At 67.0% G+C, this 15,149-nt stretch carries 17 protein-coding genes and 1 tRNA gene; 17 read left to right on the top strand and 1 reads right to left on the bottom strand.

Annotated features, from left to right (window positions below):
• Positions 1 to 67: 67 nt before the first annotated feature.
• The 6 genes from ribB (at position 68) to H5395_RS00325 (ending at position 4,716) form a co-directional block, all read left to right on the top strand.
• Complete coding sequence (ribB, locus tag H5395_RS00350; protein ID WP_182790543.1) at positions 68 to 1,180, top strand: 3,4-dihydroxy-2-butanone-4-phosphate synthase; 1,113 nt, start codon at positions 68 to 70, stop codon at positions 1,178 to 1,180.
• Between the two features lie 6 nt (positions 1,181 to 1,186).
• Positions 1,187 to 1,744, top strand: a complete 558-nt coding sequence (locus H5395_RS00345; RefSeq protein ID WP_182790542.1) for a 6,7-dimethyl-8-ribityllumazine synthase — start codon at positions 1,187 to 1,189, stop codon at positions 1,742 to 1,744.
• Positions 1,741 to 2,220 (top strand): transcription antitermination factor NusB, encoded by a 480-nt coding sequence (gene nusB, locus H5395_RS00340; RefSeq protein WP_182790541.1) that lies wholly within the window; start codon positions 1,741 to 1,743, stop codon positions 2,218 to 2,220. The genes H5395_RS00345 and nusB overlap by 4 nt, the downstream gene beginning before the upstream one ends.
• Before the next feature lie 68 nt (positions 2,221 to 2,288).
• Positions 2,289 to 2,600: a hypothetical protein gene (locus tag H5395_RS00335; RefSeq protein ID WP_182790540.1), complete on the top strand. Its 312-nt coding sequence runs from the start codon at positions 2,289 to 2,291 to the stop codon at positions 2,598 to 2,600.
• Between the two features lie 368 nt (positions 2,601 to 2,968).
• Positions 2,969 to 3,883 (top strand): YdiY family protein, encoded by a 915-nt coding sequence (locus H5395_RS00330; protein WP_182790539.1) that lies wholly within the window; start codon positions 2,969 to 2,971, stop codon positions 3,881 to 3,883.
• Positions 3,884 to 4,248: 365 nt separating this feature from the next.
• The gene (locus H5395_RS00325) at positions 4,249 to 4,716 is read left to right on the top strand and encodes an MmcB family DNA repair protein (RefSeq protein ID WP_182790538.1); all 468 of its coding nucleotides are present in this window, start codon (positions 4,249 to 4,251) and stop codon (positions 4,714 to 4,716) included.
• Positions 4,717 to 4,879: 163 nt separating this feature from the next.
• Here H5395_RS00325 and H5395_RS00320 read toward each other — a convergent pair whose 3' ends face one another.
• Positions 4,880 to 5,116, bottom strand: coding sequence for a DUF6324 family protein (locus H5395_RS00320; protein WP_182790537.1), 237 nt, complete (start codon positions 5,114 to 5,116; stop codon positions 4,880 to 4,882).
• A 108-nt stretch (positions 5,117 to 5,224) separates the two neighbouring features.
• Here H5395_RS00320 and H5395_RS00315 point away from each other — a divergent pair.
• The 11 genes from H5395_RS00315 (at position 5,225) to H5395_RS00265 (ending at position 15,135) form a co-directional block, all read left to right on the top strand.
• Positions 5,225 to 5,301: transfer RNA gene (locus tag H5395_RS00315), tRNA-His, on the top strand.
• 74 nt (positions 5,302 to 5,375) lie between these two features.
• Positions 5,376 to 6,080, top strand: a complete 705-nt coding sequence (locus H5395_RS00310; RefSeq protein ID WP_182790536.1) for a GntR family transcriptional regulator — start codon at positions 5,376 to 5,378, stop codon at positions 6,078 to 6,080.
• Positions 6,081 to 6,182: 102 nt separating this feature from the next.
• Positions 6,183 to 7,142 (top strand): dihydrodipicolinate synthase family protein, encoded by a 960-nt coding sequence (locus tag H5395_RS00305; RefSeq protein ID WP_182790535.1) that lies wholly within the window; start codon positions 6,183 to 6,185, stop codon positions 7,140 to 7,142.
• A 131-nt stretch (positions 7,143 to 7,273) separates the two neighbouring features.
• Complete coding sequence (locus tag H5395_RS00300) at positions 7,274 to 8,083, top strand: transporter substrate-binding domain-containing protein (protein ID WP_182790534.1); 810 nt, start codon at positions 7,274 to 7,276, stop codon at positions 8,081 to 8,083.
• 58 nt (positions 8,084 to 8,141) lie between these two features.
• Complete coding sequence (locus H5395_RS00295; protein ID WP_182790533.1) at positions 8,142 to 8,807, top strand: amino acid ABC transporter permease; 666 nt, start codon at positions 8,142 to 8,144, stop codon at positions 8,805 to 8,807.
• Between the two features lie 7 nt (positions 8,808 to 8,814).
• A complete protein-coding gene (locus tag H5395_RS00290; RefSeq protein WP_182790532.1) occupies positions 8,815 to 9,468 on the top strand; it encodes an amino acid ABC transporter permease in 654 nt (217 codons plus the stop codon).
• Positions 9,461 to 10,183: an amino acid ABC transporter ATP-binding protein gene (locus H5395_RS00285; protein WP_182790531.1), complete on the top strand. Its 723-nt coding sequence runs from the start codon at positions 9,461 to 9,463 to the stop codon at positions 10,181 to 10,183. The genes H5395_RS00290 and H5395_RS00285 overlap by 8 nt, the downstream gene beginning before the upstream one ends.
• A gap of 1 nt (position 10,184) precedes the next feature.
• The gene (locus H5395_RS00280) at positions 10,185 to 11,435 is read left to right on the top strand and encodes an FAD-binding oxidoreductase (protein WP_182790530.1); all 1,251 of its coding nucleotides are present in this window, start codon (positions 10,185 to 10,187) and stop codon (positions 11,433 to 11,435) included.
• Positions 11,432 to 12,433: a 4-hydroxyproline epimerase gene (locus tag H5395_RS00275; RefSeq protein ID WP_182790529.1), complete on the top strand. Its 1,002-nt coding sequence runs from the start codon at positions 11,432 to 11,434 to the stop codon at positions 12,431 to 12,433. Before H5395_RS00280 ends, H5395_RS00275 begins: the two co-directional genes overlap by 4 nt.
• Positions 12,430 to 14,097, top strand: coding sequence for an aconitase X (locus tag H5395_RS00270; RefSeq protein ID WP_182790528.1), 1,668 nt, complete (start codon positions 12,430 to 12,432; stop codon positions 14,095 to 14,097). The genes H5395_RS00275 and H5395_RS00270 overlap by 4 nt, the downstream gene beginning before the upstream one ends.
• 9 nt (positions 14,098 to 14,106) lie before the next feature.
• A complete protein-coding gene (locus H5395_RS00265; protein ID WP_182790527.1) occupies positions 14,107 to 15,135 on the top strand; it encodes a proline racemase family protein in 1,029 nt (342 codons plus the stop codon).
• The last annotated feature ends 14 nt before the right edge of the window (positions 15,136 to 15,149 follow it).

Below are 15,149 nucleotides of genomic sequence, written 5' to 3'. Positions count from 1 at the left end.
CTTCCGCCTTTCCTCGGGCGGGGGGTTCGGCTAAGTCATCAGCCGAAACGCGCTGCAGGAAGCCAAGATGCACTACGAACAGCCGGGACCGGTCGAGCGCGACTGGTCGGACGCCATCTCCCCGATCGAGGAGATCATCGAGGATGCCCGCAACGGCCGGATGTTCGTGCTGGTCGATCACGAGGACCGCGAGAACGAGGGCGACCTGGTCATTCCCGCCCAGATGGCGACCCCCGACGCGATCAACTTCATGGCGACCCATGGCCGCGGGCTGATCTGCCTGGCGCTGCCCGCCGCGCGGATCGACGCGCTGGGACTGCCGTTGATGAGCCCCAAGAATTCCAGCCGGCACGAGACCGCCTTCACCCTGTCGATCGAGGCGCGGGAAGGCGTCACGACCGGCATTTCCGCCCATGACCGCGCCCGCACCGTGTCGGTCGCCATCGACCCGACCAAGGGGGCCACCGACATCGCCACGCCCGGCCATGTCTTCCCGCTGCGTGCCCGCGACGGCGGCGTGCTGGTCCGCGCCGGCCATACCGAGGCCGCGGTGGACATCGCGCGGCTGGCCGGGCTGAATCCTGCGGGCGTGATCTGCGAGATCATGAAGGACGACGGGTCCATGGCCCGTCTGCCCGACCTGGTGGCCTTTGCGCAAAGGCACGGGCTGAAGATCGGCACCATCAGCGACCTGATCGCCTATCGCCGCCGCCACGACAACCTGATCGCGGAACGCGACGCACGGCCCGTCACCTCGGCCCACGGCGGCGAATGGCTGATGCGCGTCTTCGCCGACGAGGCGCAGGGGGGCGAGCATATCGTGCTGAGCAAGGGCGACCTGACCACGCCCGAGCCGGTGCTGGTCAGGATGCATTCGCTGGACCCGATGCATGACGTGCTGGGGATCGGGCGCGGCAGCGACCTGCCCGCCGCCATGCGCCTGATCGCGCAGGAAGGCCGGGGCGTCGTGGTCCTTTTGCGCGACCTGTGGCCCACCCTGCCGCGCGGGGGCGAGGCTTCGCCCCACACGCTGCGCCAGTATGGGGTGGGGGCGCAGATCCTCGCCGCGCTGGGCATCCATGAACTGGTGCTGCTGACGAACACCGCGCCCCTGAAGGTCGTGGGCCTTGACGGCTATGGCCTTTCCATTCATTCCACCCGCCCCATCCCGCAGGAGTGACATGGCATGGCCGCGCTGACCGAACATTACACCCTGCCCGTTCCGGGCTTTGACGCGCCGGTGCGGCTGCTGATCGTGGTCGCCCCCTATTACCGCGCCATCGTCGACGACCTGATCGCGGGCGCGAAGACCATGGCCGAAGGGGCGGGGGCCGCCGTCGATCTGGTCGAGGTGCCGGGCGCGCTGGAAATCCCCACCGCCATCGGCATGGCCGGGCGGCTGGCGCAATATGACGGCCATGTGGCGCTGGGCTGCGTGATCCGGGGCGAGACGACGCATTACGACACCGTCTGCAATGACAGCTCTCGCGGGCTGACGCTGCTGGGGCTGCAGGGGCTCTGCATTGGCAACGGCATCCTGACGGTCGAGAACATGGAGCAGGCGGCGGTGCGCGCCGACCCCTCGGGGCAGAACAAGGGCGGCGGAGCCGCTGCCGCCGCGCTGCACCTGATCGCGCTGCAGCGCCGCTGGGCCGGGGCGAAGCGTCCCATGGGCTTCGGCCGCGAAGGCGAACGCGACGTGATCCGGCTTGCGGGCGAACTCGACGGATCGGGGCAGGGATGAGCGACATGCCCGCGCAGCCGCGCCCGAACCGCCGTGCCCTCAGCGCCGCCGCCCGCGTCTATGCCGTGCAGGCGCTGTTCCAGATGGAGGCTGCCGACCAGTCCGCCGACCGCGTGGTGCGCGAGTTCGCGAACTGGCGCATCGGCGTCGACTATGACGAGGGCACCTCGCCCCAGGCCGACGAGGACCTGTTCGAGCGGATCGTGGATGGGGTCGTGAACTGGCAGGCCCGCATCGACCAGATGACCGACCGGGCGCTGGTCGCCAAATGGCCCATCGACCGCATCGACCCGGTGCTGCGCGCGGTGTTCCGCGCCGCCGGGGCCGAACTGGTGGCGGCGGACACCCCGCCCCGCGTGGTGATCTCGGAATATGTCGCCGTTACCGACGCCTTCTTCCCGGACGGGAAAGAGGCCCGCTTCGTCAACGCCGTCCTGGACCACATGGCCCGCGCCGCCCGTCCCGAAGCTTTCTAGCAATTCAGGCGGTGACAGGCCGCTTGCGGGACCCTACATATCAGGGATCACGCATGGGAGGTCGCGCGATGCCCGAACTCATCCGCCTATACATCCGCAACATTGTTTTCGGCTTTCTGCTTGCCGTCGCCTTCACCGCGGCGCTGGTCGGGCTGGACGTTGCGAACTTGCGGCACCTGACGCTTGAAACCACGGGCGGGTGGCTGGCGCTGGCAATGCTCGTCATCTTCAACACCCTTGTCTTCGCGGGCGTGCAGTTCGCCATCGCGGTGATGCGGATGGCCGAGCTGCAAGAGCCTCCGCGCGGGGGCGGTCGCGCACCGGTGACGCCTTCACGACCTGCGGTCGTCCGCGTCGCGGCCCCTTCGCGGCGACCGTGACTCGATCCGGCCAAGTGCATAAAAGTCATCTTCGCACTGAGATTGTGGGGATTTTGCAACAGAAATACGCGGCCCGGACCGAAGTCCGGGCCGCGGTTCGTTCCGGAACTGAGGCGATCCAGAGTCCGTCGCCAAGCTGCCGGGAACATCTTAACAACTTGTAAGTGAAAGAAAATCGGGAAATCAGACTTTTGAACCCGCTCACCATACCCTGCAGTTGCATAGGCTTGATGAAAGTTCCTTCACGTTTCCGTGATAAATCCTGTCTTCGACGACTCTCTTAATGACAGGGCACGATCTTCCTACATTTGCGTTGTCACACCGAGCGGCCCGAACCAAGTGGCCGCAAGAGGATCGAGAGGTTCAGTATGAAGAAGATTTCCCTGTTCACCAGTGCATCGGCCCTGGCTCTGCTTCTGGGCGCCCCGGCATTCGCCCAGTCCGAATTCGCGACCGGAGGCAACATCACCGGCGCCTCGGCCATAGAGGACCGTCTGGACGACGTCGAGGACGACGTTCAGGACGATTTTGACCGTTCGGAAGACGCTGCCCGCTTTGGGCCGGCGGACCGCCGCACCGGGACCTTCGGGTCGGTTGCACTGACCTATTCCGGCCGCGACGGCAACAGCGAGAATCAGGACCTGAACCTGGCCGGTCGCATCTCGCACAACGTGGGCCAGTTCCAGCAGTCGGTCGGTATCCTGCTGGAATATGCCGAGGACAACCAGGGTGACGCCGAAACCGAGAAGGTGTCGGTCATCTATGACGGCAGCTACTACTTCAACGACCAGTTCTATGCCTTTGCCATTGGCCGCCTGACCACTGACGGCGTGGACCTGGATGATCTGGACGACGACGACTTCCTGGACCGCAACGGCACCCTGCGCCGCGACGCGTTCTTCGGCGTCGGCCCCGGCTACCGTATCATCAACAACGACACCACCGCCTGGCGCGTGCAGGCCGGTATCGGTATCCGTTACGCCAAGGAAGTCGAAACCGACATCGTGGGCGGCGTCCGCACCCGCAACACGAACTCGGACACCAGCGAAGGCTACATCGTGTCGTCGCGCTTCTACCACCGGTTCAACGACCAGTTCTTCCTGACCAACGACACCGACTACCTGACGTCGGATGCCAACGACACGGCCACGAACGAACTGGGCCTGAACTTCCGCATGACGGACGCCTTCTCGACCCGCGTGTCCTACAAGACCGAGTATGTCTCTACCCGCGACACCCGCACCGACAACACGGTGGGCGTCTCGCTCGTTTACGGCTTCTGATCGTTCCCTGTCGGAAGTCTCATGGGGAAAGGGCGGTCATTTGACCGCCCTTTCCTTTTGCTGGTTCGGCCAAAGCAAAAAGGCCGCTCCCATATGGGAGCGGCCTTTTCAGGTGGCGGGAACCGCAGCGACCGTGGCGGCGCAGGTTCCCCCGAAAGCCTGGATATCCAGGTGGGTGCCGGGTAACAGGACCAGGGCCCTGACAGAGCCAGCCCCCTCGGAGAAGTTATAGGCCAGTGGGAAAAATGGCCGATCACGGGAAGAGCAGAAACCCGCCGGGACCATAGCTAGGAACCCCCGCCGCCCGCTGCAAGGCAAAGCCGCAGGGCTTGCGGGATGTTTATGCTTCGTTCATGGTGGCGGACATGGATGCCCCTTTGTCTGCAGCCGAGTTGCTGCCTTCCCAGCCGGGCCAAAGGCTCGCGCGCGGGGTTGCGCGGATGCTGATCGGCATGGGTCATGCCCCATTGACCGAGTTCGTGCCCATACCGGGGCTGCGGGTGGACGTGATTTCGGTCGCGCCCGCGGGCGAGATCTGGATCGTCGAATGCAAGAGCTGCCGCGCCGACTTCACCGGCGACCGCAAGTGGCAGGGCTACCTGGAATGGTGCGACCGCTTCTTCTGGGCAACCGACTGCGACTTTCCGGTCGAGCTTCTGCCCGAGGACAGCGGCCTCATGATCGCAGATCCCTACGGGGCCGAACTTGGGCGCATGGCTCCTTTGATCAAACTCGCAGCCGCGCGGCGGGCGCGCGTGCTGCGGGACGTGGCGCGGACCGCGGCCTGCCGCCTAGTGCGGGCGACCGATCCGGCGGCCTTTGCGGAAGGTTAGCAGAGGGCTTCGCCCCCTCGCGTGCCACTGCCCTGGCCTTCCTTGCTGGAAACAGTCCGCTGGACTCATCCGGCGGAAAAACAGCCTTGTGGGCCGTTTTCTCATCTGTACCCTGTCCAAGCGCTCGGAAGCCCTCAGGGTATTCGGGCCGGGAAGAAGCGGCTTACCGGCGTGCCGGACCCCTGGGACGGGGCTTGCCCTTTGGCTTGGACCCCTGGCTGATCTCGCGGGCGGCCTCGGCGGCGGCCAGCAGTTCCTCGGCGATCTCGGTGGCCTCGTCGGGGTCGAAATCGAGAGGCAGTTCGATGCCTTCGCCCTCGACATAGATGCGGACCATGCCGACGTCGGTCGGCCCGATCTGCAGATTGGCGGCGACGTCGCTTTCCTTGTTGATGCTCATCGCACCTTTCCCCTGCGGAACCTGTCGGGAACGGTCTAGCCGACCGCGGGCCCGCGCGGCAAGAGACGCTTGCATCGCCCAGGCCGAGGGTTTATCTGCTGCGCCTGTGCCGCCTTAGCTCAGTTGGTCAGAGCGCTGGATTGTGGATCCAGAGGTCCCCCGTTCAAGCCGGGGAGGCGGTACCATCCCCTCAGTCTTTACGCATCCCGGTCCAGCCGGTAACGACCGGCATCGACCCTTGCCGCGTGGAGCCTGCCGGATGTCCGACCCCGAAAGCGAATCGCCGTCCGAACGCAAGCGCGGCTCGGGGGTGCGGCTGGTGCATGGCGTGCTGCGCGACGAGATCCTCGATCTGGTCCTGCCGCCCGGCAGTCCCATCGACGAGGTCGCGCTGGCCGAACGCTTCGGCATGTCGCGCACCCCCATCCGCGAGGCGCTGGTGCGGCTGGCGGGCGAGGGGCTGGTCGAGGCGCTGCCGAACCGCACCACCATCGTCGCCAGCATCGACTTTCTGAACCTGCATCATTTCTTCGACGCGATCACGCTGATGTATCGCGTCACCACGCGGCTGGCCGCCCTGCACCACAAGCCTGCCGATCTGCAGCCGATCCGCGCCGCACAGGCCGATTTTGCCGCCGCCGTCGCCGCGCAGGATGCTCTGGGCATGATCGCGACCAACCGCGCCTTCCATGCCGCCATCGCCGAGGCCGGGGGCAACCCCTATTATCTCGGCCTGTTCCTGCGGGTGCTGGACGAGGGGCGGCGGCTGCTGCGGCTTTACTATCAGTCCTACGAGGACCGGCTGCCGCAGGAATATGTCGACGAGCACGAGGCGCTGATCGCCGCCATCGAGGCGCGGGACGTGGACTTGTGCGACCGGCTGGCGCGGGCTCATGCCGACCAGATCGTCCGGCAGATCCAGGCTTTCGTCGCCCGTGACCGGCGGGACGATGTGGCGTTGTAACACCCGCCAGATTTCTGTCGACACAGAATATACAATCGGTCAAGCTGGCTGCAACATTCGAATCGGCCGCCTTTTGCGCGGCGCTTCACTACAGGAGCCAAGATGAACACCGAGATTTTCACCGGCGTAATCCCGGCGCTGATGACGCCCTGCACGTCCGACCGCCAGCCCGACTTCGATGCGCTGGTCCGCAAGGGGCGGGAACTGATCGAAGCCGGCATGTCGGCGCTGGTCTATTGCGGTTCCATGGGCGACTGGCCGCTGCTGACCGACGCGCAGCGGATGGAAGGGGTCGAGCGGCTGGTCAAGGCGGGCCTGCCGGTGATCGTGGGGACGGGCGCGGTGAACTCGGCCTCGGCCGTGGCCCACGCGGCCCATGCGCAGAAGGTGGGCGCGGCCGGGCTGATGGTGATCCCGCGGGTGCTGTCGCGCGGCAACTCGCCCATTGCGCAGAAGAACCACTTCAAGGCGATCCTTGCCGCAGCCCCTGACCTGCCGGCGGTGATCTACAACAGCCCCCATTACGGCTTCGAAACCAAGGCCGACCTGTTCTTCGCCCTGCGGGCCGAGCATCCGAACCTCGTCGGCTTCAAGGAATTCGGCGGCCCGCAGGCGATGACCTACGCGTCCGAGCACATCACCAGCGGCAACCCCGACGTGGTGCTGATGGCGGGCGTCGATACCGGCGTCTACCACGGCTATGTCAAGGCGGGCGCCTTCGGCACCATCACCGGGATCGGCAACGTGATCCCCAAGGAAATCCTGCATATGGTGGCGCTGTCGCGTGCGGCGGCGGCAGGCGACGTGAATGCCCGCGTCCGCGCCCGCGAGTTGGGCGAGGCGCTTGAGGTGCTGTCTACCTGGGATGAGGGCACCGATCTCGTGCTGTATTACAAGCACATGATGGTCATGCAGGGCGATGCTGAATATGCCTTGCATTTTAATGAGACGGACGAACTCAGCCCCAGCCAGCGTGCCTGGGCCGAAGCGCAGTTCACCCAGTTCCGCACCTGGTACGCGGAATGGAGCAAGCTGCCCGGCGTCAGCGACTGCGCCGCGTGACGCTGCCGCCGTTACGTCGGATCAACCCTGCATACTGTCTGTATTTTCAGGTTGATCCGACGAAGACGGCGCGGATAGCTGACAAAGGTCAGGATTCGATACGGCCAACGAGCCACACAGGGAGTGAAACCATGAAGACCTCGATCCTCGGCGCGGCGCTGGTCGCCGCCACCGCCTTTGCGGGCGCGGCGCACGCCGACAAGCTGGATGACATCATCTCCTCGGGCATCCTGCGCTGCGCGGTGGTGCTGGACTTCCCGCCGATGGGGATGCGTGATGCGCAGAACAACCCGATCGGCTTTGACGTCGACTACTGCAACGACCTTGCCGCCGCGCTGGGCGTGACGGCCGAGATCGTGGAAACCCCCTTCCCGGAACGCATCCCCGCGCTGATGGCGGGCCGGGTAGACGTGGGCGTGGCCTCGACCTCGGACACGCTGGAACGGGCCAAGACAGTCGGCATGTCGATCCCCTACTACGCCTTTGAAAACGCCGTCGTCGCCCGCGAAGGCGTCGAGATGGCGGATTGGGAAGGGATGAAGGGCAAGACCGTCGGCGCCACCGCCGGCACCTACGAGGCGATCTGGCTGGAAGGCAAGATCAACGAATGGGGCGAGGGCACCTTCCGTCCCTACCAGACCCAGGCCGACGTGTTCCTGGCGCTCAGCCAGGGCCAGCTTGACGCGACCGTTTCGACCGTCGAGGTCGCCAACGCCAATGTCGCATCCGGCAACTTTCCCGGCATCCGCGTCGTGGACAAGGCGCCGATGGTGCCGGACTATGTGTCACTATTTACGATGCGGCAGGAATACGGACTTCTCAACTACCTGAACCTGTTCGTGAACCAGCAGGTCCGCACCGGCCGCTACGCCGAGCTTTACACCAAATGGGTGGGCGAGGGCGAACCCGCCAACCTCTCGATCCCCGGCGTCTACCGCTGACGACCAACGCGCGGCGCAGGCTTTGCGCCGCGCCCTTTCCTCGGCAGGGTCAGGCGCGATGTTCGGTTACACATTCCAGTGGAAGCAGGCCCTCGCGCGCCTGCCGCAGATGCTGGACGGCGCGATCGTCACCATGCAGATCGCCGTCCTGTCGATGCTGATCGGCATCGTGCTGGCGATCCTGCTGACGACCTTCCGGCTGTCGGGCAGTCGCGTCCTGGGGGGCGTCGCCACCACCTGGGTCGAGGTCGCGCGCAACACGCCCGCGCTGTTCCAGATCTACATGGCGCATTTCGGGCTGGGCAGCTTCGGCATCCACCTCAGTCCCTACCTGTCGCTGCTGGTGGGCATCACCTTCAACAACGCGGGCTATCTGGCGGAAAACTTCCGCGGCGCGCTGAAGGCCATCCCCGACACGCAGGCCCGCGCGGGCCGGTCTCTGGGGATGACCGCGCTGCAGTCCTTCCGCCATATCGTCATGCCGCAGATGCTGCGGATCGCCTTCTTGCCGATGACGAACCAGATGGTCTGGGCGGTGCTGATGACCTCGCTGGGCGTGACCGTGGGGATGAACACCGACCTGTTCGGGGTCACGCAGGCGCTGAACGCGCTGACCTTCCGCACTTTCGAGTTGTTCGCCATCGCGGCCGTCATCTTCTATCTCATCGTCAAGGTGATCCAGACGGCTGCGCGGCTGATCGCCTGGCGCCTGTTCCGGTATTGAGGCGCGGATGTTTGACACGGCCCTGACCACCGCCGACCTGCTGTTCCTCACCCGTGGGGCGGGAGTGACCATCCTCGTCACCCTGATCTCGGTGGCGCTGGGGACCATCCTGGGGATCGCTTTCGGGGTGATCCGCTACCAGGTGGGACCGTGGTGGGCGGCACCCCTGACCTTCGTGCTGGACGTCTTCCGCTCGGTCCCGCTGCTGATCCAGCTTGTGCTGGCCAATGCCTTCCTGGGGGTCGTGCTGAAGCTGCGCATGTCGGGCTTCACCGTCGCCTGCGGCGTGCTGACGATGTACACCGCCGCCTATTGCGCCGAGATCGTGCGCGGCGGGATCGAGGCCGTGCCCATGACCACCCGCCGCGCGGCGCGGTCCCTGGGCCTGACCTGGCGGCAGGACATGACCAGCATCGTGGCGCCGCTGGCCACCCGCGTGGCGCTGCCGTCCTGGATCGGCCTGGCGCTGGGGGTCATGAAGGATTCGGCGCTGGTCTATATCGTGCAGGTGACGGAACTGCTGCGCTCGACGCAGATCCTCATCACCCGCCTGCAGGAGCCGCTGTTCCTGCTGATGATCTGCGGCGCCTTTTATTTCGTCATCAGCTTCCCGCTGGCGCGGCTCGGCGGCTATCTCGAAAGGCGCTGGACCAATGATTGAGATCGAGAACGTCCGCAAATCCTTCGGCACGCTCGAGGTGCTGAAGGGCATCGACCTGACCGTCCAGAAGGGCGAGGTGCTGACGGTGATCGGCGGCTCGGGGTCGGGCAAGTCCACGCTCTTGACCTGCATCAACGGGCTTGAACCCATCAACGCGGGCCGCATCCTTGTCGACGGGACCGAGGTTCACGCGAAGTCCACCGACCTCAACAAGCTGCGCCAGAAGATCGGCATAGTCTTCCAGCAGTTCAACGCCTTCCCCCACCTGTCGGTGCTGGAGAACGTGACGCTGGCGCCGCGCAAGGTGCTGGGGATGTCGCGGGCGCAGGCCGAGGAAATCGCGGTCAAGCAACTGACCCATGTGGGGCTGGCCGACAAGCTCAAGGTCTATCCCACGCGGATGTCGGGCGGCCAGCAGCAGCGCATGGCCATCGCGCGCGCGCTGGCGATGTCGCCCAGCTACATGCTGTTCGACGAGGTGACATCCGCCCTCGACCCGATGCTGGTGGGCGAGGTGCTGGACACGCTGCGGATGCTGGCCTCGGAGGGGATGACGATGATCTGCGTCACGCATGAGATGAAGTTCGCCCGTGAGGTGTCCGACCGCGTGGCCTTCTTCCATCAGGGCGTGATGGCCGAGATTGCACCGCCCGCGGAGTTGTTCGGTGCTCCGAAAAGCTCTGATCTGCAGAAGTTCCTGGCGGCGACCCACTGACATGAGCGCGGAACTGATCGTCATCGGAGCGGGAGTCGTCGGCCTGTCCATCGCCGCCGCCGCGCAGGCCCGCGGCCTCAACGTCACCGTGATCGACCGCGAAGGTCCCGCCGCTGGTGCCTCGGCCGGGAACGCTGGGGCCTTCGCCTTCACCGACATCCTGCCGCTGGCATCCCCCGGCATCCTGCGGAAAGCGCCGCGCTGGCTGATGGACCCGCTCGGGCCCCTGACGGTGCCGCCGCGCTATGCCTTGCAGATCGCGCCTTGGATGCTGCGTTTCGGCCGCGCCTGCGCGCCCGACCGGGTGGCGCGGTCCATCGTCGCCCAGACGGCGCTGATGGACCTGTCCAAGGCGGAACTGGACGGTTTCCTCGCGCTGACCGGCACCACCCCGATGCTGTGGCGCGAGGGCAACCTGCAGGTCTATGAATCGCAGGCGGAACTGGACGTGAGCCTGCCCGGCTGGGATGCCCGCGCCCGCCACGGGATCGAGTTCCGCCACATGGACGCAGCCGAGATGGCCCAGGTCCAGCCCGGCATGTCGCCGCGTTTCACCTACGGCACCTTCACGCCCGGCTGGTATTCCATCGCCGACCCCAAGCTTTACACCCTGGCGCTTGCCGATCACGTCCGCGCCCGTGGCGGTATCATCGAGACCGCCGAGATCGCCGCCCTGTACCCGACCGACTCGGGCGTGGACCTGCGCGCCACCGACGGCCGCAGCTTCAGTGCGGCGCAGGTGGTCGTCGCGGCGGGCGCCTTTTCCCACCGCATCGCCCGCACCTTGGGCGAGCGCATCCCGCTGGAAACCGAGCGCGGCTACAACACCACGCTGCCCCCGGACGCCTTCGACCTGAAAACGCAGGTGACCTTCGGCGGCCATGGCTTCGTGGTCACGCGGCTGTCCACCGGCATCCGCGTTGGAGGGGCCGTGGAGATGGGCGGGCTGAACCTGCCCCCGAACTTCCGCCGGTCCGAGGCGATGCTGAAGAAGGCCAAGACCTTCCTTCCGGCGCTCAAGACCGAGGGTGGCGTGCAATGGATGGGCTTCCGCCCCTCGCTGCCCGACAGCCTGCCCGCCATCGGCCGGGCGCGGGCGACGCCCCGCGTCACCTATGCCTTCGGCCACGGCCACCTGGGCCTGACGCAATCCGCCGGCACCGCACGGCTGGTCGCGGACCTGCTGACCGGCCGGACCCCGCCCATCGACCTCGCGGGTTTCTCGCCGCAACGCTTCAAGAGGCTGCCATGACGACCCACACCTTCTCCTGCATCGACGGGCACACCTGCGGCAACCCGGTGCGGCTCGTCTCGGGCGGCGGCCCGCGGCTGGAAGGCGCGACGATGCTGGAACGCCGCGCCCATTTCCTGCGCGACTTCGACTGGATCCGCACCGGGCTGATGTTCGAGCCGCGCGGCCATGACATGATGTCGGGCTCGATCCTGTATCCGCCGACGCGCCCCGACTGCGACGTGGCTGTGCTGTTCATCGAGACCTCGGGCTGCCTGCCCATGTGCGGCCACGGGCTGATCGGCACCATCACCATGGGGATCGAGAACGGGTTGATCCAGCCGCGCGAGCCGGGGAAGCTGTCCATCGACGCCCCCGCCGGCCGCGTGGACGTGACCTACCGGCAGGAGGGCCGCTTCGTCGAGGAGGTCCGCCTGACCAACGTCCCCGGCTTCCTTCATGCCGAGGGCCTGACCGCCGAGGTCGAGGGCCTGGGCGAGATCGCCGTGGACGTGGCCTATGGCGGCAATTTCTACGCTATCGTCGAGCCGCAGGCGAACTTCCGCGACATGGCCGACCACACTGCCGGAGAGCTGATCGGCTGGTCGCCCAAGCTGCGCGCCGCGCTGAACGCGAAATACGACTTCACCCATCCCGAGCATCCGGCGATCAACGGGCTGTCGCATATCCTCTGGACCGGCCAGCCGACCGTTCCGGGTGCCCACGCCCGCAACGCCGTCTTCTACGGCGACAAGGCCATCGACCGCAGCCCCTGCGGCACCGGCACCTCGGCCCGCATGGCGCAGCTTGCCGCCAAGGGGAAACTGAAGGTCGGGGACGAGTTCTGGCACGAATCCATCATCGGCTCGATCTTCAAGGGCCGGGTCGAGGCAGCGGCCCGCGTCGGCGACCGCGAGGCGATCATCCCCTCGGTCGCGGGCTGGGCGCGGATGACCGGCTACAACACCATCTTCATCGACGATCGCGACCCCTTCGCCCACGGCTTCGTCGTGAAATGACCGCCCGGCGCATCCTGCCCGGTCTGGTCGAGGGCCCGGTCCTTGCGATGGCCGAGGGCCTCAGCTTCTGGGGCGGCGTCGATCCGCAGACGGCGCGGGTGATCGACGCCCATCACCCGGCGCATGGGCAGGCGCTGGCAGGCGCGGTGGTGATGATGCCGACCAGCCGGGGGTCCTGTTCCGGTTCGGGCGTCATGCTGGACCTGATGCTGAACTCCCGTGCGCCGGCGGCGCTGGTGTTCTCGGAAGCCGAGGACATCCTGACCCTCGGCGCGCTGATCGGGGCCGAGATGTTCGGCCGCGCCGTCCCGGTGTTGCGCGTCAGCCCCGAGGACTTCGCCCGCCTGTCCGCCCAGCCGCGCCTGCGGATCGGGGCGGATGCGATCACCGGCGAGGGTCTCTCGGTCCCCATCGAGAACGCCCCCGAGGCGGCCCTGACCCTGACCGCCGAGGATCAGACGATCCTGAACGGCCGCGACGGAGAAGCGGCGGCACTCGCCATGCGGATCGTCTGCGCCATGGCCCGCCAGCAGGGCGCCCAGCGCCTGACCGACATCACGCGCGGCCATATGGACGGCACGCTGCTGGCCCATCCCGCGAACCTGATCTTTGCCGAGAAGATGGACGAACTCGGCGCCAAGGTCCGGGTGCCCACGACCATCAACGCCATCTCGGTGGACCGCGAGAACTGGCCGGGGCAGGGGGTCGATCCCGATTTCGGCGCCCGCGCCTCGCGCCTGGCCGATGCCTATGTCCGCATGGGCTGCCGCCCCAGCTTCACCTGCGCGCCCTACCTGCTGACCGATCGTCCCCAAGCGGGCGAGAACATCGCCTGGGCCGAATCCAACGCCGTCGTCTTCGCCAACACGGTCCTTGGTGCGAGGACGCCGAAGCACCCGGATTACCTCGACCTCTGCATGGCCGTGACAGGCCGAGCCCCGCTGACGGGCGTCTATCTTGAGGAAGCGCGCCGCCCCGCACTGGTGCTGGACGTCGAGACGCCCGGAGGCGAAGATGATGCCTTCTGGCCGCTGCTCGGCTATGTCGCGGGCCATGCCGCAGGCGGCGCGATCCCACTGCTGCGGGGGCTTGCGGCGCTTCGCCCCACGACCGACGACCTCAAGGCGATGTGCGCGGCCTTCGGCACCACCTCGGGCGCACCGATGCTGCACATCGAGGGCGTCACGCCCGAGGCGCATCTGCCTCCGCTGCCCCAAGCCACCCGAGGCCGCGTCACCCGCGTCGATCTCGCACGAGCCTGGGTCGAACTGAACCAAGGCCCCACGCAGGTGGACCTGATCGCCATCGGCAGCCCACATGCCTCGGCCCCTGAGTGCCGGGCGCTTGCGGATCTGCTGGACGGCCCTGCCGCCATCCCCCTGATCGTCACCGCAGGCCGCGCCATCATCGCGGACCTCGACCGCGACGGCACGCTCAAGCGGCTGAAAGCCAACGGCGTGCAGGTCATCCCCGATCTCTGCTGGTGTTCCATCACGGAACCCGTCTTCCCGCCGCAGGCGCAGGCCGTGATGACGAACTCCGGCAAATACGCCCATTACGGCCCCGGGCTCTCCGGCCGCGCCCTGCGCTTCGGCAGCCTGACCGACTGCGCCCGCGCCGCGCGGACTGGCCGCGCCGCCCCCATGCCTCACTGGCTGACCTGAGAGGCCCCGATGCGTAGCTCGAAGACCATCCATGTCATCTCCGCCCATGCCGAGGGCGAGGTCGGCGACGTGATCGTGGGCGGCGTCACCCCGCCTCCGGGCGAGACGCTGTGGGAACAGTCCCGCTGGATCGCGCGGGACAACACCCTGCGCAACTTCGTCCTGAACGAACCGCGCGGCGGCGTCTTCCGCCACGTGAACCTGCTGGTGCCACCGAAGAACCCCGAGGCCGACGCCGCCTTCATCATCATGGAGCCGGAGGACACGCCGCCCATGTCCGGCTCGAACTCGATCTGTGTATCCACGGTGCTGCTGGACGCAGGCATCCTGCCGATGACCGAGCCGGAAACGCGGATCACGCTGGAAGCCCCGGGCGGCCTCGTTCGCGTCCGGGCCGAGTGCAAGGACGGCAAGTCCGAGCGCATCTTCGTGGAAAACCTGCCCAGCTTCGCAGGCAGGCTGGACGCCGCGCTCAAGGTCGAGGGCATCGGCACCCTCAAGGTCGATACCGCCTATGGCGGCGACAGCTTCGTCATCGTGGACGCCGCCGCGATGGGCTTCGCGCTGACCCCCGACGAGGCGCATGACATCGCCCGCCTCGGCGTCCGCATCACCGCCGCCGCCGACGAACAGCTCGGCTTCCACCACCCAACCAACCCCGACTGGCGGCATTTCTCCTTCTGCCTGTTCGCCGGTCCCGTGAGCCGCGAGGGCAACGAACTGCGCGCCGGGGCCGCCGTGGCGATCCGTCCCGGCAAGGTGGACCGCTCGCCCACCGGCACGGCGCTGTCGGCCCGCATGGCCGTCCTGCACGCGCGGGGGCAGATGGGCAAGAACGACCGGCTGACCGCCGTCTCGCTGATCGGGTCCACCTTCGCGGGCCGCATCCTTGGAACCACCACCGTGGGGGAGTTGCCCGCGATCCGGCCCGAGATCTCAGGGCGCGGCTGGATCACCGGCATCCACCAGCACATGCTTGACCCCTTGGACCCTTGGCCCGAGGGTTACAGGCTGACCGACACATGGGGCGCCCGTTAAGCCCCGCCACGAAA

This window comes from Paracoccus sp. MC1854 (assembly GCF_014164635.1).
In the GTDB taxonomy this organism is placed as follows: Bacteria; Pseudomonadota; Alphaproteobacteria; order Rhodobacterales; family Rhodobacteraceae; genus Paracoccus.
This window is presented reverse-complemented; position numbering and strand designations above follow the sequence as displayed.

Excerpts from the sequence above, each read along its gene's own strand:
- H5395_RS00335 (WP_182790540.1), top strand. The coding sequence starts at position 2,289 with ATGCCCGAACTCATCCGCCTATACATCCGCAACATTGTTTTCGGCTTT.
- H5395_RS00275 (WP_182790529.1), top strand. The coding sequence starts at position 11,432 with ATGACGACCCACACCTTCTCCTGCATCGACGGGCACACCTGCGGCAAC.
- H5395_RS00310 (WP_182790536.1), top strand. The coding sequence starts at position 5,376 with ATGTCCGACCCCGAAAGCGAATCGCCGTCCGAACGCAAGCGCGGCTCG.
- H5395_RS00285 (WP_182790531.1), top strand. The coding sequence starts at position 9,461 with ATGATTGAGATCGAGAACGTCCGCAAATCCTTCGGCACGCTCGAGGTG.
- H5395_RS00270 (WP_182790528.1), top strand. The coding sequence starts at position 12,430 with ATGACCGCCCGGCGCATCCTGCCCGGTCTGGTCGAGGGCCCGGTCCTT.
- nusB (WP_182790541.1), top strand. The coding sequence starts at position 1,741 with ATGAGCGACATGCCCGCGCAGCCGCGCCCGAACCGCCGTGCCCTCAGC.
- H5395_RS00305 (WP_182790535.1), top strand. The coding sequence starts at position 6,183 with ATGAACACCGAGATTTTCACCGGCGTAATCCCGGCGCTGATGACGCCC.
- H5395_RS00345 (WP_182790542.1), top strand. The coding sequence starts at position 1,187 with ATGGCCGCGCTGACCGAACATTACACCCTGCCCGTTCCGGGCTTTGAC.
- H5395_RS00290 (WP_182790532.1), top strand. The coding sequence starts at position 8,815 with ATGTTTGACACGGCCCTGACCACCGCCGACCTGCTGTTCCTCACCCGT.
- H5395_RS00265 (WP_182790527.1), top strand. The coding sequence starts at position 14,107 with ATGCGTAGCTCGAAGACCATCCATGTCATCTCCGCCCATGCCGAGGGC.
- H5395_RS00325 (WP_182790538.1), top strand. The coding sequence starts at position 4,249 with ATGGATGCCCCTTTGTCTGCAGCCGAGTTGCTGCCTTCCCAGCCGGGC.
- ribB (WP_182790543.1), top strand. The coding sequence starts at position 68 with ATGCACTACGAACAGCCGGGACCGGTCGAGCGCGACTGGTCGGACGCC.
- H5395_RS00300 (WP_182790534.1), top strand. The coding sequence starts at position 7,274 with ATGAAGACCTCGATCCTCGGCGCGGCGCTGGTCGCCGCCACCGCCTTT.
- H5395_RS00320 (WP_182790537.1), bottom strand. The coding sequence starts at position 5,116 with ATGAGCATCAACAAGGAAAGCGACGTCGCCGCCAATCTGCAGATCGGG.
- H5395_RS00280 (WP_182790530.1), top strand. The coding sequence starts at position 10,185 with ATGAGCGCGGAACTGATCGTCATCGGAGCGGGAGTCGTCGGCCTGTCC.
- H5395_RS00295 (WP_182790533.1), top strand. The coding sequence starts at position 8,142 with ATGTTCGGTTACACATTCCAGTGGAAGCAGGCCCTCGCGCGCCTGCCG.
- H5395_RS00330 (WP_182790539.1), top strand. The coding sequence starts at position 2,969 with ATGAAGAAGATTTCCCTGTTCACCAGTGCATCGGCCCTGGCTCTGCTT.